The organism is Chryseobacterium pyrolae (assembly GCF_025153485.1).
GTDB classification, from domain to species: domain Bacteria; phylum Bacteroidota; class Bacteroidia; order Flavobacteriales; family Weeksellaceae; genus Chryseobacterium; species Chryseobacterium antibioticum.
Genome location: NZ_JANZQH010000013.1, coordinates 36,774 through 56,019 on the forward strand (window position 1 = coordinate 36,774; position 19,246 = coordinate 56,019).

A 19,246-nucleotide genomic window follows, 5' to 3' on the forward strand; every position below is an offset into this window, starting at 1 on the left:
AAATTCCGATCCGGAGAAAGAGTAAAATAGCCTATACCTGTGCCGCTTTTAGCATCAGATAATGCAGATCTGTATTTTTGATAAAAGCAGGCAGAAGCTCTCTTCCCGGACCATAAACCGCAACTTCAACATAGTCGCCGGAATGATCCATACTGATCCATCCCACAGAATTGTGTTTCTTCTGAATATCTGAATAAGCTTTGAAAGGTAGTTTCTTATAATTGTAAAGCCCCACTTCCTGCTTTTCAAGTCCTGAATAAAAGCTGAGTAATTGTTTAGCTTCATCATCCGCCAGACTTATTTTATTCGTCTCATAGATCCAGTCTTTCATTTTCTGAAGATTAAAATCAGGATGAATAGCGTTCAGAATATATTCATTCGTGTACTGATAATTGGAAATACTGTTAAAATTTTTTGTAGCATCTGGTCCGTAAATTGTTCCCGGATTAGCATTTCCGTGATCTGTAGTGATGATCACCAGTGTATCACCATCTTTTTCCGCAAAATCGATTACTGTTTTTACGGCTTCATCAAAAGCAAGCTGATCGTGAATTAAAGCCGCAATATCATTGGCATGTGCTGCCCAGTCTACCTTCCCGCCTTCAACCTGTAAGACGAAACCTTCTTTATGATCTTTCATCTGATCGATGGCTGTCTGCGCCATTTCAGCCAGAGAAGGGGTATTTTGCAGTTCAGCCATATGAGTTCTGTCGATGGAATATGGCAAAGCTCCGGAATTGAATATCCCTAAAACTTTCTTTCCTTTTTCTGTATTTTTTAAATCGTTTTTATTTTTAAGAATCTGATAACCTTTCTGTTGGTACAAGCCATATACATCTTTTTTATCTTCTCTTTTTACAGGATTAAAGAATTCATCGCCACCACCCATCATTACGTCAAAACCTATTTCAACATACATTTCTGCAATTTCATTTTCTGCATTTCTGCTGTCCGAATTCACACAGAAACCTGCCGGCGTCGCATGGGTAATCGTCACAGTCGTTACGCAGCCCGTCTTTTTCCCTTCTTTTTTGAACTTTTGCCAGATCGGAACATATTTTTCACCATTGGCTCCAACATTTAGAACTCCGTTTTTCACACGAAATCCTCCCCCAAAAGAAGAACTTGCCGCCGCAGAATCTGTAACGACAGAACTTGCAGAAGCAGTGTCCATCAAAGCTCTGGAAACTTTATTTTCATGGTACAGATTCATCCAGTTGCCGTTTTTACCCAGAATATTCTGAGAATACAGATTGGCCATTGCTAAAGTCCCGGAACTCATTCCGTCACTGATCATGAAAATAATATTCTTAGCTTTTTTCTTAGGATCCTGAACATTTTTTCCATTACTGGCAAAAAAATCAACCGGATTTAGAGTGAGAAGGCCTGACAGTAATGCTGAACCTTTTAAAAATTTACGTCTGTCCATTTTAATAAAATTTCGTAATGCAAGTTAGAAGGTAATTTTAATTAATGAAATAATGTTGCGTTAATTAATTATGAATTTTTAGCCTGAATAATATAAATGGACCGGGGATTAATGTTTATGATTTTTAAAATTAATGATATGTCCCGCAATTAATCCCGCTGCTCCAGCATAGATCAAAGGGATATGGATCTCGAAGATGAAATCTGCAAAAACAGAAATGGAAATAAGGAGAATAGAAGCCCAAAACAAAAATTTCAGCCGGAAGCTAGCCATCTGTTTTGTTACTCTATAAACGACTACAGCACCAACAATAAGGAATGCCAGATCTATATAAGGGTTGTGCGATATTCCCAAAGGAATGATCATTAACAAAGGAAAAGCAATACAGTGAACAAGACACAGAACCGCCGCAGAAATACCTACTGCATCAAGAATTTTTGATTTCATAAACTAAAGGGATTTAAATTTCTTATAGTAACCTTGTTGCAAAAGTAGAGATAAAATTTATTTAACGCAACATTATTGCATTAAAATAATACATGATTACCCATACACAAGTCGGGGCTGAGATTTTTAAATGGGATTAAAGTTTGGTAAAGCAAATAAAAGTGCTATTTTTATTTTCAGAAAAGAAAACACCAATTATGCTGACTGAAGCTTCCCATAAGCTGATTCCGATGACAGATTTTGTTATTGAGTATTACTCCAACGAAGGATATGCCGATCTCCAGACCTTAAGTCTGATGAAAAACTATGCCAATTTTCTAAGAAAACCTTTAACATTGGGTATGTTTGTTCCTGTAGATCCAAAAGGAAATGTCCTGAAAGAACCCAAAAACTATTTGGAGTGGAAATCCCTTGACCATAATGACGGAAAAAGAAAAGCGGCATCTGGATTTGAAGAATATCTCGACTATCAGAAGGCAGAGCAGAATTGTCTGTTCGAAGGCTTTACCATAGGTTATAATGGATATTCCGTAGTCAGAATTGTTGCCTCTTATGATCAGGCGGTTGAGCTTTCTTTCAATAAAAATGATATGATGTCCGCTGCATTTGCCGATGTTGAGTCACTGACTGTTTTTGAAGATATCTATTTGACAAATAATGCATTAATAGCTATTGGGATAAAAAAATAAAAGCACTACTCTACTTCATTCATTCTCTTTTCCAGTTCCATAATAAAATCAGCCTGCGCAGAGTTGATCTTTATTTTAGCTTCTTCTGATGCGAACCATTCCCATTGGTCCACTTCCGGGATTTCAATTATTGAAGAGGATCTGGGAGGCCATTCGATCTGCACGGTATTGCTGTAAAGCCCTGACGTTTCCATATGACCCTCCAAAGCCCATGCGTACACCATTTTGCCGCCCCTTTGTTTAACAGGCTGTAATGCAGTGAACTCTCCCTCTATGGTTTGCCCCGTTTCTTCTTTAAACTCAATAAGAGCCCGTTCCAGCAGGTCTTCACCAGGCGAAACCTCTCCTTTTGGAATTGACCATGCGCCTGCATCTTTATTTTTCCAAAAAGGTCCTCCCGGATGAACCAGAAAATAAAACAAATTATTTTTTTCTCTTTTAAACAGCAAAATCCCTGCACTTGTTTTCATCATCTTAAGATACGTTTTTTTCTAATAATGAATCAATAATCAATCTGGTTGATCACCCTTTCTGAATGCTGATGGTGATATATTTTTATAAGCCTTGAAAATTTTATTAAAATGACTGGCATCATTAAAGCCAAGCTGATCCGAGATTTCATTAATGTTATAATTACTCTGCCTCAAAAGTCTTTCAGCAGCTTTTATCTTCTGCTGCATGACATGTTGCTGAACAGAGAACCCCGTTTGTTTTTTTATATAAATACTGATATAATTAGGGGAAAGTGTAAATTCCCTTGCCAGATGTTCCAGCCTCATTTTCTCTGCATCCATTGCATTGACATTGATATAATACAGAATCCTTTCAGCCTGGCTCAGGCCTTGTGATATTCTTTCTATACTGCCATCATTCATGGTATTTCTGATCAGAATGGCCATGATCGCTGAAAAAAGGTTGGCAGAAATTTCCTTGCTGTACAAACTTCTATTGCAGAATTCGTGAAGAAGAATCCTTGCCAGTTGTAATAGATGCTCCTTGTCTGCCTTGTTTCTGATCGCCGATTCATATACGAAAGAACGGTCTTCCATCAGCAACTGGATTACCTTACTTAATTCACTTTTTTTATCCGCCTGCAGACTGCCCCATAGATGCTGCTCTGTAAATTTTATATAAATGAACTTCGTTTTGCTTTTAATAGAAAACTCGTGTGCATCGCTCGGTCTCAGCAGGAAAACATCCCCTTTTTTGTACATAAAGGTAATACCATTCAGGTGGTGGGTTCCTTTTCCGCTTTCTATCACGATCAGTTCATAGAAATTATGATTGTGGTATTCAATGTCCCAAACCTCTTTCTCAATACTGAATACGTTGAAAGAACTGAAATTGACAATACGCTTCATGAACAATGGATTTTTACAAATTTAGCATAAATTTTTACAACAAATATCAGGCGTTAATTGAACAATTTTGCAGAACAAAAACCATTTAAAATGAAATATTTAAAACATTCCGCATTTTTGATTGCATCTGCAGTAGTGCTTGTTTCCTGTTTTGATAGAAATAGTAAGGGTAAAGCAGATAAATCTACCGAAACTGCAAAATCATCCAAAAAATACTGGCCCAATAGTGCCCAATTGGTCATTTCAGTGTCTATGCAGTTTGAAACAGGCGGACAGCCTGAGGGTGCAGAAAGCCCGTTCAGCGGAACTCCCCTTCCCAAAGGACAACCGGATCTGGCCGCTGAGAGCTGGTACCGTTACGGAGCTAATGAAGGCATTTACCGCATGCTGGATCTCTGGAAAAAATATGATATAAAAGTAACTTCCCATGTAGTAGGTTCTGCCGCTGAAAAATATCCTGAGATTGCAAAAGCCATTGCTGCAGGAGGGCATGAGATCGCTGCCCACGGTATGGCCTGGGATAATCAGTGGAACAAGAATTACGCAGATGAATTACAATTTGTAAAAAACGGTGTAGATGCCGTGGAAAAAATCACAGAACAAAAAGCCGTGGGTTATAACTGCAACTGGCTCAGAAGAAGCCCCAATACCTTAAAAGTCCTTCAGGAATTAGGGTTTCTTTATCATATAGATGACCTGAGCCGTGATGAGCCTTTTATTACCAAAGTAAGCGGAAAAAACTTTGTGGTTATGCCTTATACCCTTCGAAATAATGATATTGTCAATATAGAAGGGAAAAACTGGAGTCCTGATCAGTTTCTGAACCAGCTGAAATTCGAGTTTGACCGTCTGTACGAGGAAGGAGCTTCCAGGAGAAGGATGATGAGCATCAGTTTTCACGATAGGATTGGAGGAACTCCCGCAATGGTTCATGCGATGGAAGAATTTATCAAATATACTAAAGAAAAACAGGGAGTGGTTTTTATGCGTAAAGATGATATCGCCAAAATGGTGGTGAATGATCCTGCCACTCCGGTAGATAACAGTGAAGAGCAATATAACAATTAATAGTTGGGAAGGAGGAAGATGGGAGTTATTAGCAGACATTTAAGAAACAGCCATTGACTTTCCGGCATCCAGCTTTATTTCCCCTAAAAAATCAATTTAAAAACAAATATTATGAATAAAAGCACTGCTTATTTTCTTTTGCGTGTATCGATGGGCGTTAATCTTTTGGGCCATGGCCTTGCCCGAATTCCTAAACTTTCTGCTTTTGCAGAAGGAATGACGAACAGTTTTGAAAAAAGCTGGCTTCCTCAGCCATTGGTACAGATATTCAGTACAACACTTCCCTTCCTCGAATTTATTATTGGCTTAATGCTTATTCTCGGTTTTAAAACCCGTATAGCCAGTTTTGCAGGAGCAGGACTCATTATTATGCTGCTTTTTGGAAGCAGTACGGTAGAAAACTGGGAAGCAATGGGAATACAGATGATTTATGTACTATTTTTTTACATTCTGATCAGCAGATTAGAAGATAACAGCTATTCTCTGGACCCCAAAATGTAATTTTTTACAAAGGAACAGATTTCAGTGTATGGGGTCTTTGTATTTTGAAGCGGTTCAGCCTCTAATGCCTTATTAATAAGGGTTTTAATAATTGATCAGATGTAACTTTTACTTGTTTTATTTTTAGAAATAAAATAATATAGGTACCACATTTTTAACTTTATCACCATAAAGGCATAGAATATGTATTATTTTAAGCAAATAACATTAAAATTTAAAGTCATGAGAAATTTATTATGGTTAGTAGCTGTCATCTGTATTGTCGTTTGGCTTCTTGGAATGTTAAACATCGTGCCGGGAATCAGCACCGGTTATTTAGTGCATGTTTTATTGGTGATTGCCATTATTGTAGTTCTTTACAATATCATTTCGGGTAAAAAACCACTTTAATTATAATTGAAGCTTTTACTGAGTATCAAATAAAAAAACGGCCTGAAATATATTTTCAGACCGTTTTTTTATACTCTTATATTTTTAATTTGAAGTAAAATATTTCCGGATAAATTCCTCCAGTTCCTTTCCATGAAGATTTTTAGCGATTATTTTACCTTGACCATCTATAACTACATTAAAAGGAAGTTCTTCAATTTCGTAAGCTTTTGCTACAGGGCTTTTCCAAAATTTGAGGTCACTCACCTGAATCCAGCTGATCCCAAAACGGTCTATGGCTTTCTGCCAGCTTTCTTTATTTTTATCTAAAGAAACGCCCAGGATTTCGAACGTCTGCCCTTTTACCTGATCAGAGAACATATCATATAATGTTTTCAGTTCAGGCTGCTCGCCAACGCACGGAGCGCACCATGTAGCCCAAAAGTCGATCAGTACCACCTTCCCTTTTAAAGATGAAAGAGAGAATGAACTGCCATCCGTTTTTGACAGGGTGATTTCCGGAGCCTGTTGTCCTATTTCTATTTTAGTCTGTTGTGCGGCTGCATATCCTGTAAGAATCAATACGGAAAAAAGGGTTAGAAAAGCTTTCATATTAATCATTGGTAGGATAATCTTTATCCAGCCAGTCCACTTTGATGTTTTTTGGCAGGTTTAAAAGTTTGGCATTCCTGAATCCCATTTCCTGCAGCAATTTAAATGCAGGACGGATGTTCGGGCATTTTACAAAAGGGCAGCATCCACAATAAATGACCACTTCTTTTCCTTTAGGAATATTTTTAAGGTAGTTTCTTAATTTTTCAAGATTTTCAGGCTCATGCGTAGGACCAATATCCACAGAACCTTTGATAATGGCTTCCGGACCTACAGAAATGATGACCACATTTTTTGTTTTATTTTCTGTGATTCTTGCTGCTAAAAGTGCAGGATCCATCAACTGACTGTCATTCCAAGGATCCTGTTTTTGCTGGGCAGAAAATTGACTGAACATGGAAGAGACCAGAAAAGCCATCATAAGTAGATATTTCATTTTTCTTTTTTAACAAAGATATGAATTTAGCCATAAGCCCTATGATGAGCATAATTATGTTTGACACATTTTAAATGATATTAATGTAAATATTTTATATATTTATTATAGAATATATCACAAAAGTGCAAATAAAAGCAAATTAATACAATGGAAGATAAATTCCAGCCCGATGCTATTATTGTCGGTTCCGGATTAGCAGGACTTACCGCTGCTATGGAAATTACAAATGTCGGGAAAAAAGTACTTCTTCTGGATCAGGAAACAGAGCAGAATATAGGCGGACAGGCATTCTGGTCGTTTGGAGGACTGTTTCTGATCAATTCACCCCAACAGCGCAGAATGGGAATTAAAGATTCTTATGAACTTGCCCTTCAGGATTGGAAAGGAACTGCCGGCTTCGACCGTAAAGAGGATTACTGGCCCCGCAAGTGGGCTGAGGCCTATCTGAAATTTGCCACCCATGAAAAATACAATTACATATCTAAGCTGGGCATCAAACTGATGTTTATGGTAGGATGGGCAGAACGTGGCGATGGATCTGCAACGGGTCACGGGAATTCCGTACCCCGTTTTCATGTCAGTTGGGGAACGGGAACGGGGGTTGTGAAACCTTTTGTAGACAAAGCTTACCAGGCTAAAGAAAAAGGTCTTCTTCAGATGAAATTCAGGCATAGAGTGACCGAACTGATCCTTGAAAATGGCAAAATAAAAGGGCTCAAAGGAGATGTCCTTGAAAATGATGATAAAGAAAGAGGGGCTGCCACCAACAGAAACGTGATCGCTCAGTTCGACTATTATGCTCCTCATGTTATTGTTGCCTCCGGAGGAATTGGTGCCAATCATGAACTGGTTCGGAAAAACTGGCCGGATAGATTGGGAAAAGCTCCTGAAAATATGGTTTGTGGTGTTCCGGCATATGTGGATGGTAAGATGATAGGTATTGCAGAAAACTCAGGCGCCCATATTATCAACCCGGACAGAATGTGGCATTATACGGAAGGTATACAAAACTGGAATCCTATATGGCCGAAACACGGCATCAGGATTTTGCCCGGGCCGTCTTCTTTATGGTTTGATGCTAAAGGGAACCGTCTCCCCGCTCCTTTTCTGCCTGGATTTGATACGTTGGGAACCTTGAAGCATATACAGGATACAGGATTTTCCTATTCATGGTTTATTCTCACGCAGAAGATTATTAAGAAAGAATTTGCGCTTTCGGGGTCAGAACAGAATCCGGATATTACCAATAAAGATTATGTTCTTTTTCTAAAAAGGATCTTTGGAAAAAAAGCACCGGGTCCTGTAGAAGCTTTTAAGGAACACGGAAAAGATTTTATTGTATCCAATGATCTGAAAGATCTGGTGGAAAGGATGAACCAGCTGTCTGGTGAGCATCTTTTGAATTATGAAAAAATTAAAGAACAGATCGAAGCGAGAGACAGAGAACTGGACAATAAGTATTCAAAAGATACACAGGTCAATTATATCCGGAATACAAGGAATTATCTGGGAGATAAACTTGGGCGTGTAGCGGCTCCTCATAAAATATTAGATCCTAAGAATGGACCTCTTATCGCTGTACGGCTCAATATTCTTACCCGAAAAACGTTGGGCGGAATTAAAACCAATCTTGACGGACAGGTTTTAAAGGAAGACGATACGGTGATTGAAGGTCTTTACGCAGCTGGTGAAGCAGCAGGCTTTGGCGGTGGTGGCATGCATGGCTACCGGGCACTGGAAGGAACATTTCTGGGAGGATGTATTTTCTCAGGGATGAAAGTCGGACAATATATTGCCGGACTAAAAAAGAATTCTGATTCTTAAAAGGGAATGATCAATTTTGCTTTGCAAGTGAACATTGAATTTTTAAGAGTCCATCATTAAAAAAACTTTAGATGAAAAAAAATGAATACGTATTTCGATAACAAGGTGGTTTGGATCACCGGGGCTTCATCAGGTATTGGAGAAGCTCTTGTTAATCAACTGGCGACAAAAAGCAGCGCGAGAATTATTCTTTCCTCGAGAAATAAAGAGCAGTTGTACGCAGTTGCAGAAAAGGCGGGACTGGATGTCAACCGTTTCACTGTATTGCCTTTAGACCTGGAAAATTATAAAAAAATGCCTGATATTGCAGCTGAAGCGATAGAAAAATTTGGAAAGATCGATATTCTGATCAACAATGCCGGGCTTTCCCAACGATCTTTAGCTATGGAAACGGATATCGAGGTTGATAAACGTTTAATGGACATAGATTTTATAGGTACCGTTGCACTAACCAAGGCCATTCTTCCCTACATGATCAGGAACGGGGGCGGACATATTGCTGTAGTCTCCAGTTTGATGGGCGTTTTCGGAGCCCCGATGCGCAGCAGTTATGCAGCTGCCAAACATGCACTTCACGGCTTTTTTGACTCATTGCGTGCCGAATTATATACGAAGAATATCGCTGTGACAATAATCTGCCCGGGCTTTGTCCAGACCGATATTTCTATTAATGCCGTCACGGGTGATGGCTCACTGCAGGGAACCATGGATGATGCTACGATGAAAGGAATGCCTGCTGGTGTTTTCGCCGGAAAAATGCTTGTCGCTATAGAAAAAAAGAAAAACCAGGCCGCTATAGGAGGACAGGAAGTGATAGGGACTTATCTTAAACGTTTTTTTCCTGCTATGCTGGCAAAGATTGTTCGTAAGGCAAAAGTAGTGTGATCAACATTTTAGGATGTTTTACAGGAGTTCTTCTTTAGCCGGTATAAAAAATCTGTAAGAAAATATTTAAAAATAATCAAATTACTGAACAACAGGCTGTTATTTGGCTTAATTATCGTTTTCTGGCTGCCCGGATCGAAATTTTTATAAAGATATTTCATAAATTTACGAAACCATTACGGTTTTAAAATTGGTTCCCAGGTGAAAATTCACAACAAAAAAAAGTATTTAAGCTTTCTAAAATTTAAAAGAGACTTTCAAAAGTACGGACTGGAAAAGGCACGCAGCTATGAACTTATCCTCCACTGGCTCAATAACAGATTGAGCCGAAATCAGTTTCTGGTGCTTTCCGGGATTCTTGTGGGGTGCACTGCCGGTCTTGCCGGAGTGATTCTGAAAACGCTTGTTCATACCATCCACAATTTTATTACCCATATTCATTTCGAGTATCAGATCCTGTTTTATATCGTTTTTCCTTTTTTGGGAATTGTACTGACAACAGCGATCGTGATTACTTTGTTTAAAGGACAGGACAGAAAAGGAATCGGTGCTATTTTGTATGAAATCGCTCAGAATTCCAGTATTGTGGCTTCGGTAAAAATGTATTCCCAGGTTATTCAGAGTGCTGTTACGGTGGGACTTGGGGGTTCAGCAGGATTAGAAAGCCCAATAGCTGTTACGGGCGCCGCGATTGGTTCCAATTATGCACAAACCTACAGACTCAGCTATAAAGAAAGGACTCTTCTGTTAGCAGCTGGTGCCACTGCCGGGATCGCTTCAGCATTCAATGCTCCGATTGCCGGGATTATGTTTGCTTTTGAAATCCTGTTGACGGGTGTAGTGTTTACAGATTTTATTCCTCTTGTTGTTGCAGCGGTTTGCGGAAGTCTTTTGTCAAGGATTTTGCTCCAGGAAGACATCCTTTTCAGATTCTATACAAGAGAGCCTTTCAACTATAAAAATGTTCCTTATTACCTTATTCTGGGGATTGTAACCGGGTTATATGCACGGTATTTTGTGGTTATTTCTCAAAAAGTAGAGCATTTCATCAAAGGACTTAAGCTTTCCAGGATGCGTAAGGCAATGTTCGGAGGTTTGGTGCTGTCGCTGTTGTGCGTCCTTTTTCCTCCTCTGTTTGGGGAAGGGTATGAAACGGTAAAGGCGTTCACGAACGGAAATACACATTCTATCATCAAAAACAGCTTTTTCAGATATTTTGAAATTGGAGATTGGACCATCATTATATTTTTGGTACTGGTATGCCTTTTAAAAGCTTTTGCAACGTCTTTTACCATCTTTAGCGGGGGTAATGGGGGTAATTTCGCTCCGTCGCTTTTTGCAGGCGGTACCGTGGGTTATTTATTCGCGTTGGTTTGCCAGCATATCGGGTTTACGGAAGTTCCGGTGACGAATCTTGTTCTGGTGGGCATGGCCGGAGCCATGAGCGGTGTACTTTATGCCCCTCTTACAGCTATATTCCTGATTGCTGAATCCAGTTTTGGGTATGATCTTTTTATCCCGTTGATGATTGTTTCCATTATTTCCTATCTTATTGCCAAATGGTTCTCCCCGATCTCTCCGGAACTTAAATCTCTGGCTGACCAAGGGAAAATATTCACCAATAAGCATGATAAAAACCTTCTTTTTGCTTTAAGAACGGAAGATTTTATCGATCAGTATTCTGAAACGATCAATGAAAATGCCTCGGTTAATGAATTATTTGAGCTGGTGAAAAATGGAGATAAAAATATTTTTGCCGCCATTGATGAATCCGGAAAGCTGAAAGGAATTCTTACTCTGGATGATATCCGTCCGTATCTTTTTAATCAGGAAATAGACCATCTGCAGACTGTGGCTCAAATTATGAAGGCACCACCAGCAGTTATTTACCCTGAAAATCAACCTTTGGAAATTCTCCAGATTTTTGATGATACGGGAGTCTGGAATCTTCCTGTAACCAGTGAATACAATGATTTTGTTGGGTTTATATCAAAATCTTCAATCCTGATGAGCTACAGACAGCTTTTAAAAGAATATTCTGATTGATTTTTTAAACTCAAAAAATCGGTATCATCTGCGAAGTCTGTTGAAACCTAAATAAAAAAATCATTTGAAAGACATAAAAAGCGGCCTGAAAAGGCCGCTTTTGCTATAAAGTATATATTTATAATATTAAGGACAAGGATTTTGAGAATAGCCTCCGTTGCTGTTTGGTTTAGCGTTGATTTTCTTGAAATTGCCATTACTGTCCATTTTGGTTAATGCAATTCCTGAATTGTATTTATCTAATACATGCGCCATTCCTGTTTCTCTGTTTGGGATATCAACATAGTCGGCAAACATATCTCCGGAAAAATTAGGAGCAAAACCAGGAACCTGACTTGGAGGAACATTGGTGATAAATGATTCAAATAAGCTCGCATTAGTGATCACCAAAGCATAAACTGTTCCGTTGGGTGTTACAATATACCTTGTATTAAAACTTGGGTGACTGTTGTAATATTTAATCATACTGTATACATCTCCGGCAGATGGTGGTGTATTTCCAGGGTGATTATGGATATCGGCTTCAGGATACGCATAAGGATTATTGATATCACCGCTGTTGGCATTTAATTCCTGCACACCCGTGGCTTTCAGCTCCCCGTTTGGAGTGTCTCTTCCCATGCCTACCCCATTTTCTTTTCCGTTCTGGTTAAAATTGTTAAGAATTCCCTGTTTGGCGTCACTAAATTTCTGTGTCTTAGAGTTATCTGTAGCTTTTTGCGAACCAGCCTGAGCCTTTGCACAAGGATCATTCGGGTTATTGGTTGGCGGAATGATAACGATAGGCGGAATTGGTGGACCTGTCGGAGGTTGTGGATTAGTTGGCGGATTGGGTACTGTGATGACTACTTCCTCAATAGAACCGTGACATTTTTTCCCGCATGAATCCATATCTCCATCTCCTGAACGCGCGGATGAAATATCTGATATGATTTTTCCGTCAACCACCTGGATCTGATACCTCATGGAGCCTTCCAATGCGATATAGGTAACATTTCCGGTCATCTTTTTCATAATCTCATGAGCGCCCAGTCTGTGGTCGTCAGAAGAAAATTTTTCAACGGATTCAAATTTCCATAAATGTCCGGAAACCTTGTCCCCGTCGATTCTGAATGTCAATTCTTCAATCAGTTTTTCACTTTCATTTTTTACCGGAACCGAAATCAGAATGACATTGTTGTCATGCTTAAAAGTCCGGGCATTTTCCCATTCGATCTGCTTTCCAGAAATAATGTCCATATCCTTTACATACTCCTTTCTGATGTAAGAAAGTGGGTTTTTCTGAACCTGCACGGTTTCAGCCTCATGTTCCAACGCTTCATGAGCACACCCCTGCAGGGAGAATAAGGATAGCATAGCTCCCAACACGAAAAGCGACAGCATTTTTTTCTTCATATTTTTTAATGTTTAAAGGGCGCAAATATATTAATAAATCCTATAAATGAGAAATAAAAAAAGAGTAGTTTTTCCAGATTTAATAGTACATTCACAGAATATTCATAAACGTGGGAGCTTTTATTATGGCGTTATTTTTTCATGAAAAAAAAGACCCGTTCAGTATAACCGAAAGGATCTTTTTATTGAGTTAAAATGAAATCTCTAATCTGACATTATTTACTGGCCTGATTAAGCAGTTCAATATCTTCCTGATCTAAAACAAGTTGGGGAGCTTTGAATAAAGTATCAAGCTGAGATGCACTTGTTGCGCTCACAATCGGTGCTGTGATCAAAGGATTGGCCAGAAGCCACGCCAAAGCGGCTGTTCCCTGTGTCGTCTGATGTTTTTCGCTCACCTGATCCAGTGCTTTCAGAACTTCAAGGCCTTTATCGTTAAGATATTTTCTCACCCCCTCGCCTCTCTGGCTTTTGCTCAGGTCTGCTTCTGTACGGTATTTTCCGGTAAGAAATCCTGCCGCTAATGACCAGTAAGGAAATACACTGAGATCAAACTGTTCTGCCAGCGGAGCATAATTTTTTTCAAAACCTTCTCTTTCCATTAAATTATAATGAGGCTGCAATGCCACATATTTGGGAAGATTATTTTTTTCTGATGCTTCAAATGAGGCTTTCAAACGCTCTGGAGAAAGATTGGAAGCGGCAATATAACGTACTTTTCCGGCTTTGATGATCTCATCGTAGGCAGCAAGTGTTTCTTCTACCGGAGTGATATTATCATCGAAATGAGTGTAATAAAGATCAATATGATCCGTTTGCAATCTCTGTAAAGATTCATCCACAGACTTTAAAATATGCTTTTTGCTGATGTCAAAACCATGTTCTTTAGTTTCAGATCCCACCTTTGTAGCCAGTACAATATCCTGGCGGTTAGCGCGGCTTTTCATCCACTTTCCGATGATTTCCTCAGACTGCCCTCCTCTTCCGTTCACCCACCATGAATAGGTATCTGCCGTATCTATAAAATTGAATCCTGCATCTGTAAACTTGTCCAATACATCAAAAGACTGTTGTTCATCAAGCGTCCATCCAAAAACATTTCCTCCAAAATTAACAGGTGCCACCGATAGATCCGTGTTTTTTATCTTTCTTTTTTCCATAAAATAGAATTGTCATTAAAATATTAAGAAGGATCTAAGGTAAGGAATATCAGAGAGGATTCCGGATTCAAAATAAACATACCGCTTATAGTTATAATAAATGGAAAAGCTTATTCTACCTCGTTTTTTTATTATTATCTGAAGAAATTCCGGAAGCTTTTACCTTATCAAAACCATACAAAAAAACAGCTTCCATGATGAAAGCTGTTTAATCTATCAATTTAAAAAAATACGGTTACTTTTCAACCTGAGGAACTTCAATGGCTGTCAGCATCAGTTTGTATTCCTGCAGTTGCAGGTCTATGGTTTTCAATCCGCTTTTAAAGAAAGTGGATGTATGAAAGAGGTTATGATAATATTCAATCCCTTCCAGCATATTTTTTTTGAACGCATTCCACTTTTTGGTTTGGGAATGGGTGATTTGTGCTGATGAATTGGAAATTTCTTTTTTAAGGTAATCAACGTACATTTTCAGTTCATTGATGAACATATTCGGACGGTGGTTATCGGGAAGGATATTGGCGTTTCCATAAATATGTTTCACCATCTCTGAAAGTGAAACTTCTTTATCAAAGAAAGCAAGATTAGGTCCCGGACATATCACTACGCCTTGTTTCTCCCCTTTTATTTCGAGATTCTGCTCTATATAAGCGGCATTCACCAATCCTACACACAGACAGGCTTTATCTGTAATTTCTGTTTTTCTTTTATTAAATTCTTCAATCGTTAATTCCTGATCAGCCTGAAGTTCTTTTAATTTAATATCCTGGTACTTCTTAGAAGCTGTACAGGTTCCCTGCGGTGAAAACTCTTTGCTTAGTGCCAGCAGTTTTTTCGGACAGGAGCTTCCGTATTTTCCGGCGGCTTCTTTATGCTCTTTTAATAATTCATTGGAGGTTCCTCTAACGGTGTTGAAAGGTACTCCCAAAGGCGAAATATTGCTCAGATAGAAATCTTTTTCTCCTGATTTTAAAAGCAGGTTTCTCGTTTCCTCATCTACTGAAGTCGCTTCAGGAACCAATAAAAACGGAGATCCCCATCCAACACTGTCTACATGATAGTTTTCAAGCAGGAATTCATGTTCTTCAGAAGTTCCTACTCCACCCTGAACAGTAATTTTCATTTCCAAAGGCTCAGAAACGGTGTGTTTTCCCTTCTGTTCCAATGCAGCGATCATTAATGAATGGGCAGACTGGATCAAATCGTTCTTTTTCTGCTTAAATTCTTCCATGATAGGTCCCAGCAGCATACCTTCAGTAGCAAATGCATGGCCCCCGCAGTTCAGTCCGGATTCTATTCTGTATTCTGAGATCCACAGTCCTTTTTTGGCCAGAAAATTCCCCTGGATCATCGCTGACCGGAAATCACTCACTTTAAGGATAATCTTCTTTTTCAAAGTACCGTTCTGATCAGGAAAGAAATCATCAAATTCTTCAATATAACTGTACAAACGGGGATTCATCCCTGCAGAAAGTACCATTGAAGAAGATAATTTACTTTGTGCAAAACCACGAAGCGAAGCATGCGCATCATTGAACATTACAGGAAGCTGCTCGTCTTTTTTAAAGTTGTCTTTGTCAACTTTCGTCATGATGTTGACGTCGATACTTCCCGGCTTTAAGTTGGATTCAATGAAATTTTTAATGCTTGAACCTAAATTATCTTTTTGACTGACCAGATTCTGAAGGCCACTTTTTAAATCCGAAGTATTGGGCAGTATGGCTATGAAGTTCTTTAAGGCCTCCTTGTTTTTGGTGATCTCTTGTTTGAAAGATTCAAACTTTTCATTCACGATATCATCTACCATATCCAGGTAAGCCGTAATTCTTTTCGCCCTGTAATCTTCTGTTTTTGTTGAGATTCCTAAGTAATCCAGATTGAATTTCTTGTTATAAAAGCCTTTCATTTTTTCCAGGATCTCGTCATCAATAATGGAAATAACGGAAGAGATTCCATATTGGGCAACGCGGATCGGGCTGTCTATGGTATACGCCAGACCCATTACCGGAATATGAAAATTGTGTAATGGTTTATGTGTCATTTTATTTTGATAAAAATTCTTTCATTAAGAATGAATTAAAACCCCGGAATATGCTATTTCTATTGAAGCGAGCACTTTAGTCCGGAACTTTAATTACCTAAATTTATCATTTTAATATTAGCTATGCGTTAAATAGTACTTTGCAATATCGGAAATATGCTAAATATCATTTTTTTGTATCCTTTACTCTCCTGCGAACAAGGCATAAAAAATCATTTCCGGACTAATGTTGATGGAAGGAACAAGTTTGGTAAGGCTGAGGACAAGCCCTGCCAAAACAAGCAAAATAGAAATAGGCAGACAAATACACCGGAACTTTGGCTCAGATCAAAACAGGAAAAGGAATACTACTTTTTATTGAAAATCCAGAAAACCATCTGAAAGTTTTTTCCACTGGATCTTGGAAACACCCATCATTCCACCGGCAGCTACCATCAAATTTCTGATAATATCTATAAATCCTGCATTGAAATTTGGCCTTTCATTCCGTCCGTAAACTGCAGCCTTCAAATGAGTGGGTGTTCTTGAAATCATAAAAGTAGATGTGGATTTAGGACTATAAAAATGAGCAATATGGTGGTTCTTGGAGTTTTTAGGATCTCTTGATGGACGGCAGGTGATGATAACACTTTCAGAGCTGCTATCTTCCTGAAAACAGAGATCGGTAATTTCTACCCAGTCATAGCCCTTCGCTTCTTTTTTTCCGGGACCGGGAATATCAATCCTCATAAAATCACCTTTCTGAGGGATTCTTTTAGCTTCACATCCTTTAGGATCATAAAGCTTGAACGCTGCAAATCCTGCTCCACAATAGCTTTTCCACTTGGTAACATCGAAAAATCTTTCCCTCAAAAGCTGAAATTTGAGTGGAAGAAGTGTGGGTTCAAACTGTTTTTGACTTTCTGTATCATGAAATCCACCTGATTGTTGTTGTGGAACTCCTTTCATCTGCTTTGGTTTCATGTGATTGAATTTGTACTAAGATATGAAAACCATAAGGATTTCTTTATGAGCAGAATCACAACATAAAGTATAGATTTTTTTATAAATTCAGTTATTTGAAGAAACAGAAAAACCTCTCAATTGAGAGGCCTGATGTTAAAATGTAATGTATTGAGATTCAAAAATAAAAAGAATGGATGATGTATTTTATGACTGGAGTCATGTTGTGGTAATTTGTTGTCAATTTGTTAAAGTTTGAATATTATATTGTCTTTTTGTGAGTTAATATATATTTTTGAATGAAAAAATGACAACCCACAACGTAAGCTCGATATAAAAAATCCATTTAACACTTCTGTATGCCTGATATGCCCATGATAATCGATGAAGAATTTTTACTTTCCGCAGGAGCCGAACTGATGAATTATGCGGTCAATGATGTTATTTTTAAAGAAGGTGATATCCCCAAATATTATTTTCAGATCAAAACCGGAACCGTCAAGATCAATAACTACCATGAAGATGGGCGGGAAATTATTCACAGTGTCCCTTTTGACGGCCATTGCCTTGTAGAGAGTGCTTTGTTTATTGATAAAACCTACCCTGTTAATGCTGTGGCTATGACTGGCTGTGAGATTTTAAGACTGGATAAAAACAAATTTCTGGCTCTTATCGGCAGTTCACCTGACCTTATGTCAAAACTCTACAGCTATACAGCGGAAAGAATGTATTACAGGCATGTGATGCTGAATAATATTTCAGCACATGATCCGGGAACCAAAGTAAAACGGGTGATGGAAAGTCTGAAATCTTATAATCAGTACACGAGCAAGTACTCCTACCAGTTTCCGTTTACCAGGCAACAGCTGGCTTCTCTTACCGGCTTATGTGTAGAAACCGTGATCAGGGTGGTCAAAAAAATGGAAAAAGAGAAAACAGTGAGGATACAAAACGGTAAAATATTCTATTGATCAGAACTTTTTTAATGGGTTGGGTATAATTTCCGAATTTCTTTTTGAAAGCTGTAGAAAAATGGCGTCGATTTTTATACCCTACAACATCAGAAACTTCACCAATGCTCATCTCTTTTTCAAGGATCATTTTCCGGAACTCTTCCATTTTAAGGGTATTCAAGAATCCAAATACCGTCATTCCAAAAGTTCTTTGAAGGCATTTTTCAGAGTAAATTCATTTGTTCCTTTATTATATAGTATCAGTGGTATATACACAGCAAGTGCAGTCCTAGACTGAATGATTTTTGGACTTGTACTATATACTGTTAGGAGAAATTGTAAAAAACTGAAAGAAAGGTAACATTAATGCAGGTCCGTATTTTTAACTAGAATTAATAATTTTTTAATATTTATACCTATATAGTGTTTTTCATAATGCAAATTTTGCTTATATTTGTGCTTCGAAATAATTTTTTTTCATCATTTGTGTTTTTTTAAGGCCTCCTCACTTAGGGGGCCTTTTTCATTATGCGCATACGTAATTGTTTATTTCACCCATATGTGGAAATAAAAAAAGCCCCATTCCCCTTATTTAAGTGGAAATACGGAATGATGAATTTGGTACTTTCTACTCAAGGATATCTCTCTTTAAAGTGACAACTTTGTGATGTTAAACAACTTAAAACATTACACCATGTCAAAATTCAAAATCAACATCGTTGCAGGTCCGCTTTGGAGCAACGACGAAGCACAAAAAATTGGAGGCCGTATTGCTGCGGCACATTTAGGAAAATTCACTGGACAATGGAGCACTATTGTCGAAGGTCAGATGAGCGTTATCGAAGTTGAATACGATACGGAACCATCTGGAAGTACGGAATATACTATGGACGTTTTAGCGGGACCTATCTGGAGCAACGAAGATGCTAAAGAAATATGTCCTTCAATCTGTGCTTCTTACGGAGGTACATGGAATGGACAGTGGACTACAGTCGTTGAAGGCAAAATGAGCGTTTGCGGCTGTGTATTCAAGTTCTAGGAATATTTGAATTCATAATAGATTGATCTCCGGGGCAACCTGGAGA

The 19,246-nt window shown here is 38.5% G+C and carries 20 protein-coding genes; 9 read left to right on the forward strand and 11 right to left on the reverse strand.

Going from position 1 to position 19,246, the window contains the following annotated elements; genetic code table 11:
• Positions 1-31 precede the first annotated feature (31 nt).
• On the reverse strand, positions 32-1,429 hold the full coding sequence (locus tag NZD88_RS20015) for an alkaline phosphatase (RefSeq protein ID WP_259831479.1): 1,398 nt from the start codon (positions 1,427-1,429) through the stop codon (positions 32-34).
• 108 nt (positions 1,430-1,537) lie between these two features.
• Positions 1,538-1,876: a MerC domain-containing protein gene (locus tag NZD88_RS20020; protein WP_259831481.1), complete on the reverse strand. Its 339-nt coding sequence runs from the start codon at positions 1,874-1,876 to the stop codon at positions 1,538-1,540.
• Positions 1,877-2,037: 161 nt separating this feature from the next.
• On the opposite strand from NZD88_RS20020, the gene NZD88_RS20025 reads away from it, so the two are divergent.
• A complete protein-coding gene (locus NZD88_RS20025; RefSeq protein ID WP_259831483.1) occupies positions 2,038-2,565 on the forward strand; it encodes a hypothetical protein in 528 nt (175 codons plus the stop codon).
• A gap of 5 nt (positions 2,566-2,570) precedes the next feature.
• Here the strand turns inward: NZD88_RS20025 and NZD88_RS20030 are convergent, their stop codons facing one another.
• Together NZD88_RS20030 and NZD88_RS20035 are read right to left on the reverse strand one after the other, a co-directional pair.
• Positions 2,571-3,038 carry an NUDIX hydrolase gene (locus NZD88_RS20030; RefSeq protein WP_259831484.1) on the reverse strand — a complete coding sequence of 156 codons (468 nt, stop codon included), beginning with the start codon at positions 3,036-3,038 and terminating at the stop codon, positions 2,571-2,573.
• 36 nt (positions 3,039-3,074) lie between these two features.
• Positions 3,075-3,926, reverse strand: a complete 852-nt coding sequence (locus NZD88_RS20035) for an AraC family transcriptional regulator (RefSeq protein WP_259831485.1) — start codon at positions 3,924-3,926, stop codon at positions 3,075-3,077.
• Positions 3,927-4,016: 90 nt separating this feature from the next.
• Between NZD88_RS20035 and NZD88_RS20040 the strand changes: the two genes are divergently transcribed.
• The 3 genes from NZD88_RS20040 to NZD88_RS20050 all read left to right on the forward strand — a co-directional run bounded on the left by NZD88_RS20040 (position 4,017) and on the right by NZD88_RS20050 (position 5,885).
• Positions 4,017-4,994 (forward strand): polysaccharide deacetylase family protein, encoded by a 978-nt coding sequence (locus tag NZD88_RS20040; RefSeq protein ID WP_259831487.1) that lies wholly within the window; start codon positions 4,017-4,019, stop codon positions 4,992-4,994.
• Between the two features lie 111 nt (positions 4,995-5,105).
• The gene (locus NZD88_RS20045; RefSeq protein ID WP_259831489.1) at positions 5,106-5,495 is read left to right on the forward strand and encodes a DoxX family protein; all 390 of its coding nucleotides are present in this window, start codon (positions 5,106-5,108) and stop codon (positions 5,493-5,495) included.
• 222 nt (positions 5,496-5,717) lie between these two features.
• The gene (locus NZD88_RS20050; RefSeq protein WP_139222110.1) at positions 5,718-5,885 is read left to right on the forward strand and encodes a lmo0937 family membrane protein; all 168 of its coding nucleotides are present in this window, start codon (positions 5,718-5,720) and stop codon (positions 5,883-5,885) included.
• Positions 5,886-5,969: 84 nt separating this feature from the next.
• Here the strand turns inward: NZD88_RS20050 and NZD88_RS20055 are convergent, their stop codons facing one another.
• Together NZD88_RS20055 and NZD88_RS20060 are read right to left on the reverse strand one after the other, a co-directional pair.
• Positions 5,970-6,476, reverse strand: coding sequence for a TlpA family protein disulfide reductase (locus NZD88_RS20055; RefSeq protein WP_259831491.1), 507 nt, complete (start codon positions 6,474-6,476; stop codon positions 5,970-5,972).
• A gap of 1 nt (position 6,477) precedes the next feature.
• Positions 6,478-6,912, reverse strand: coding sequence for a rhodanese-like domain-containing protein (locus NZD88_RS20060; RefSeq protein ID WP_259831492.1), 435 nt, complete (start codon positions 6,910-6,912; stop codon positions 6,478-6,480).
• Between the two features lie 150 nt (positions 6,913-7,062).
• On the opposite strand from NZD88_RS20060, the gene NZD88_RS20065 reads away from it, so the two are divergent.
• The 3 genes from NZD88_RS20065 to NZD88_RS20075 all read left to right on the forward strand — a co-directional run bounded on the left by NZD88_RS20065 (position 7,063) and on the right by NZD88_RS20075 (position 11,670).
• On the forward strand, positions 7,063-8,739 hold the full coding sequence (locus tag NZD88_RS20065; protein WP_259831494.1) for an FAD-binding dehydrogenase: 1,677 nt from the start codon (positions 7,063-7,065) through the stop codon (positions 8,737-8,739).
• A gap of 81 nt (positions 8,740-8,820) precedes the next feature.
• A complete protein-coding gene (locus NZD88_RS20070) occupies positions 8,821-9,624 on the forward strand; it encodes an SDR family oxidoreductase (protein WP_259831495.1) in 804 nt (267 codons plus the stop codon).
• A 201-nt stretch (positions 9,625-9,825) separates the two neighbouring features.
• Positions 9,826-11,670: a chloride channel protein gene (locus NZD88_RS20075; protein ID WP_169233147.1), complete on the forward strand. Its 1,845-nt coding sequence runs from the start codon at positions 9,826-9,828 to the stop codon at positions 11,668-11,670.
• Positions 11,671-11,796: 126 nt separating this feature from the next.
• Here the strand turns inward: NZD88_RS20075 and NZD88_RS20080 are convergent, their stop codons facing one another.
• The 4 genes from NZD88_RS20080 to NZD88_RS20095 all read right to left on the reverse strand — a co-directional run bounded on the left by NZD88_RS20080 (position 11,797) and on the right by NZD88_RS20095 (position 17,229).
• Positions 11,797-13,065 carry a hypothetical protein gene (locus NZD88_RS20080; protein WP_259831496.1) on the reverse strand — a complete coding sequence of 423 codons (1,269 nt, stop codon included), beginning with the start codon at positions 13,063-13,065 and terminating at the stop codon, positions 11,797-11,799.
• Between the two features lie 215 nt (positions 13,066-13,280).
• On the reverse strand, positions 13,281-14,225 hold the full coding sequence (locus NZD88_RS20085; RefSeq protein ID WP_259831498.1) for an aldo/keto reductase: 945 nt from the start codon (positions 14,223-14,225) through the stop codon (positions 13,281-13,283).
• 235 nt (positions 14,226-14,460) lie between these two features.
• The gene (locus tag NZD88_RS20090) at positions 14,461-16,266 is read right to left on the reverse strand and encodes a hypothetical protein (RefSeq protein ID WP_259831499.1); all 1,806 of its coding nucleotides are present in this window, start codon (positions 16,264-16,266) and stop codon (positions 14,461-14,463) included.
• A 354-nt stretch (positions 16,267-16,620) separates the two neighbouring features.
• Entirely contained in the window at positions 16,621-17,229 is a 609-nt protein-coding gene (locus tag NZD88_RS20095) for a hypothetical protein (protein ID WP_259831502.1), read from the reverse strand.
• A 347-nt stretch (positions 17,230-17,576) separates the two neighbouring features.
• Here NZD88_RS20095 and NZD88_RS20100 point away from each other — a divergent pair, with 347 nt between their 5' ends.
• The gene (locus NZD88_RS20100) at positions 17,577-18,179 is read left to right on the forward strand and encodes a Crp/Fnr family transcriptional regulator (RefSeq protein WP_259831504.1); all 603 of its coding nucleotides are present in this window, start codon (positions 17,577-17,579) and stop codon (positions 18,177-18,179) included.
• On the opposite strand, the gene NZD88_RS21405 is transcribed toward NZD88_RS20100, so the two are convergent.
• On the reverse strand, positions 18,121-18,396 hold the full coding sequence (locus NZD88_RS21405; RefSeq protein ID WP_423738674.1) for a helix-turn-helix domain-containing protein: 276 nt from the start codon (positions 18,394-18,396) through the stop codon (positions 18,121-18,123). The genes NZD88_RS20100 and NZD88_RS21405 overlap by 59 nt on opposite strands.
• A gap of 459 nt (positions 18,397-18,855) precedes the next feature.
• On the opposite strand from NZD88_RS21405, the gene NZD88_RS20105 reads away from it, so the two are divergent.
• Positions 18,856-19,200, forward strand: a complete 345-nt coding sequence (locus NZD88_RS20105) for a mannan-binding lectin (protein WP_034725582.1) — start codon at positions 18,856-18,858, stop codon at positions 19,198-19,200.
• Positions 19,201-19,246: the final 46 nt, after the last annotated feature.